Consider the following 3,151-nt stretch of genomic DNA (forward strand, 5'->3'; position numbering starts at 1 on the left):
AGATGATTTTGTTGCAGGCACAGTAAAAACAGACGGTATCGCAAAACGGCAGATGGAAATACAAAGACAGCGGTCCGCCACGCTGATTGGAAAGTTCAGCATGCTGCAGAAACTCCTTTGCCTTGAAGGTTTCATCAAATTCCAGCGCGGTCGGATAAGAGGTATATCTGGGGCCGGCTGTGTCGTATTTCTGAATAAGCTGGCGGTTCACGATCAGCTGATTTTGCATAACAAACGCCTTGTAACACGGTGGCAAATGATTATAAACAGCTGATTTTTATCCCGAATGGCTAATGCACGATTTCTTGATCCAGATCAGACAGAAAAACGCTGATCATCTTCCGGGTGGGCACCGAGATCGGCAAAATGTTTTTCAATAATGGGCAGCACTTCTTCGGGGGTATCCACCAGGTGGAAGATATTCAGATCTTCCTGTTGAATACAGCCGATACGCATTACTTCAGCCTGAAGCCAGTCAATCAGTCCTTTCCAGTATTCCGATCCATATAAAACGACAGGGAAATGACGAATTTTGCGGCTCTGGATCAGTGTTAACGCTTCAAAAAACTCATCCAGCGTACCGAAGCCACCCGGAAACACCACATAACCCATTGAGGATTTAACAAACATCAGTTTGCGGACAAAAAAGTAACGGAAACTCAGGCTAATATCCTGATTCGGATTAGGTTGCTGTTCCATCGGTAATTCAATATTGAGGCCAACCGAGTGGGCGCCCTGTTTAAATGCCCCGGCATTGGCGGCATGCATAATGCCTGGCCCACCACCGGTAATCACCGAAAATTTTGCTTGTGAAAGTGACTGAGCAACCTGTTTGGCCGCTTGATAATACGGTGAATCCTCTCGCAGGCAGGCACTGCCAAAAATGGATACGGCGGGGCCCAGTCCGTTAAGGGTTTCGATGCCATCAATTAATTCGGATTGAATACGAAAAACTCGCCAGGCTTCTGATGTTTTTAAATCTTCCACAATATTTTCCTGAGCTCTGTTTATCTCTCATCGCCACCACGGTTGGAGTCTGGATATCACAATAATCAAAAGCCGCCACAGTTACAATCTGTGTCCGGGGCTGCTGATCTTTCATCGGTGCCTCTGTTGTGACTCTGAAAGATCAACTGACCCTAATGCTGGCTGCGATCAAACGGGTATAGCCATCTATTAATATTTGGTTATACAGACATCTACGGTATCATTGGCCGTTTCTTTTAGCAGGTATGGCAACAACATAATGAAAGTTCTGGTCATTGGTAGTGGCGGTCGTGAGCATGCGCTGGCTTGGAAACTTAAACAATCACCGCGTTGCAGTGAAGTTTTTGTCGCGCCGGGCAATCCGGGAACCGCAAATGAAGAAGGTGTCAGCAATGTCGCCATTGCGGTAGATGATATTGATGCGCTGGTTACCTTTGCGCAGAACAATGATATCGGCTTAACCGTTGTCGGCCCTGAGATCCCATTGGTTCAAGGCGTCGTTGATGCCTTTGAAAAAGCCGGTTTACGTTGTTTCGGTCCGAGTAAGGAAGCCGCCCAACTGGAAGCCTCTAAATCCTTCACTAAAGATTTTCTTGCCCGTCATCAAATCCCTACTGCCGCCTATCAGGTTTTTACCAATATCTCCAATGCGATTGAGTACATTCTGGAACGTGGTGCGCCCATCGTTGTAAAAGCAGATGGTCTGGCGGCCGGTAAAGGCGTTATCGTGGCGCAGACCGTTGAAGAAGCGATTGCGGCGGTTGAAGACATGCTATCGGGTAATGCCTTTGGTGAAGCGGGCCACCGTGTGGTCATCGAAGAATTTATGACCGGTGAAGAAGCCAGCTTTATTGTTATGGTGGATGGTGAGCATATTCTGCCTTTGGCAACGTCTCAGGATCATAAAGCCCGCGATAACGGTGATAAAGGGCCGAATACTGGTGGCATGGGTGCGTATTCTCCAGCGCCTGTCGTCACTGATACGGTATTTGATCGGGTGATGCGTGAAGTGATCGAACCTACTGTAAAAGGTATGGCGGCAGATGGCCGTCCATACACCGGTTTTTTATATGCCGGTCTGATGATCGATGAAATGGGCGCACCACGAGTGGTGGAATATAACTGCCGGTTTGGTGACCCGGAAACCCAGCCAATCCTGATGCGTCTGCTGTCTGATTTAGTCGAATTGTGTGAAGCCGCTTTGGATAAACGTCTGGATGAGGTCACTGCTGAATGGGATCCACGTGCTGCCGTAGGGGTGGTGATGGCCGCTGGTGGTTATCCTGACAGCTATAAAAAAGGCGATGTGATTAGCGGACTGGATGTTGTGGATACCGCAGATACCCGCGTATTCCATGCCGGAACGGCTTTTGATCAGGACAATGTCGTTACCGCGGGTGGCCGCGTGTTATGTGTGACGGCTCTTGGTCACGGTGTTGCCGCTGCTCAGCAACAGGCTTATGCTGGGGTGGCAAAAATTCATTGGCAGGATGCCTACTACCGGACCGATATTGCTTACCGTGCAGTTGCCCGCGAAAAACACCAGAACTGATAGCTTACGACTTTAAGGAGAAGGCGGAATGTCTGTGTCCCATCCGATCATTGCGGTAACTGGTTCATCTGGTGCTGGAACATCAACGGTAAAACAGGCATTTGAGGATGTTTTTCGTCGTACTAACGTTAAACCGGTTGTCGTTGAAGGTGACAGTTTTCATCGATACAACCGTGAAGAGATGCGAGCTGCTGTGGCCAGGGCTGAAGCAGAAGGACGTGCACTGACGCATTTTGGACCGGAAGCCAATCATCTCGATAGACTGGAAAGATTATTTCAGACCTATTCAGAAACCGGTCGTGGCGAAAAACGCTATTACATTCATGATGAATCTGAAGCGGTTAAATTCAATCAACCTCCGGGTACGTTTACCGAATGGGAAGAGCTGGATACTGACAGCGATTTATTGTTTTATGAAGGATTGCATGGCGGCATCGTCACAGATGAAGTCAATATCGCCCAGCACACCGACTTATTGATTGGTGTGGTGCCGGTTATCAATATCGAGTGGATTCAGAAGATCAAACGTGATTGTGCCAACCGTGGCTATTCGCAGGATGCCGTGGTCGACATTATCCTGAAGCGTATGCCGGATGATATTCACCATATTAC

The 3,151-nt window shown here is 48.3% G+C and carries 3 protein-coding genes and 1 pseudogene; 2 read left to right on the forward strand and 2 right to left on the reverse strand.

Annotation, left to right across the window (positions count from 1 at the left end; all coding sequences use genetic code 11):
* Positions 1-229 (reverse strand): annotated as a pseudogene (locus B3O33_RS13045) (coproporphyrinogen III oxidase); the annotation flags it as partial.
* 86 nt (positions 230-315) lie between these two features.
* Positions 316-987 carry a TIGR00730 family Rossman fold protein gene (locus tag B3O33_RS13050; protein WP_292360704.1) on the reverse strand — a complete coding sequence of 224 codons (672 nt, stop codon included), beginning with the start codon at positions 985-987 and terminating at the stop codon, positions 316-318.
* A gap of 259 nt (positions 988-1,246) precedes the next feature.
* On the opposite strand from B3O33_RS13050, the gene purD reads away from it, so the two are divergent.
* Together purD and B3O33_RS13060 are read left to right on the forward strand one after the other, a co-directional pair.
* On the forward strand, positions 1,247-2,539 hold the full coding sequence (purD, locus tag B3O33_RS13055; RefSeq protein ID WP_292360702.1) for a phosphoribosylamine--glycine ligase: 1,293 nt from the start codon (positions 1,247-1,249) through the stop codon (positions 2,537-2,539).
* A gap of 28 nt (positions 2,540-2,567) precedes the next feature.
* Positions 2,568-3,151: phosphoribulokinase (locus B3O33_RS13060; protein WP_292363787.1), on the forward strand; the 584-nt coding region annotated here is incomplete at its 3' end.

This window comes from Methylophaga sp. UBA1464 (assembly GCF_002325665.1).
Taxonomy (GTDB): domain Bacteria; phylum Pseudomonadota; class Gammaproteobacteria; order Nitrosococcales; family Methylophagaceae; genus Methylophaga.

What these genes read in the sequence shown, in the direction of transcription:
- purD (WP_292360702.1), top strand. Translation starts at nt 1,247, where the DNA reads ATGAAAGTTCTGGTCATTGGTAGTGGCGGTCGTGAGCATGCGCTGGCT.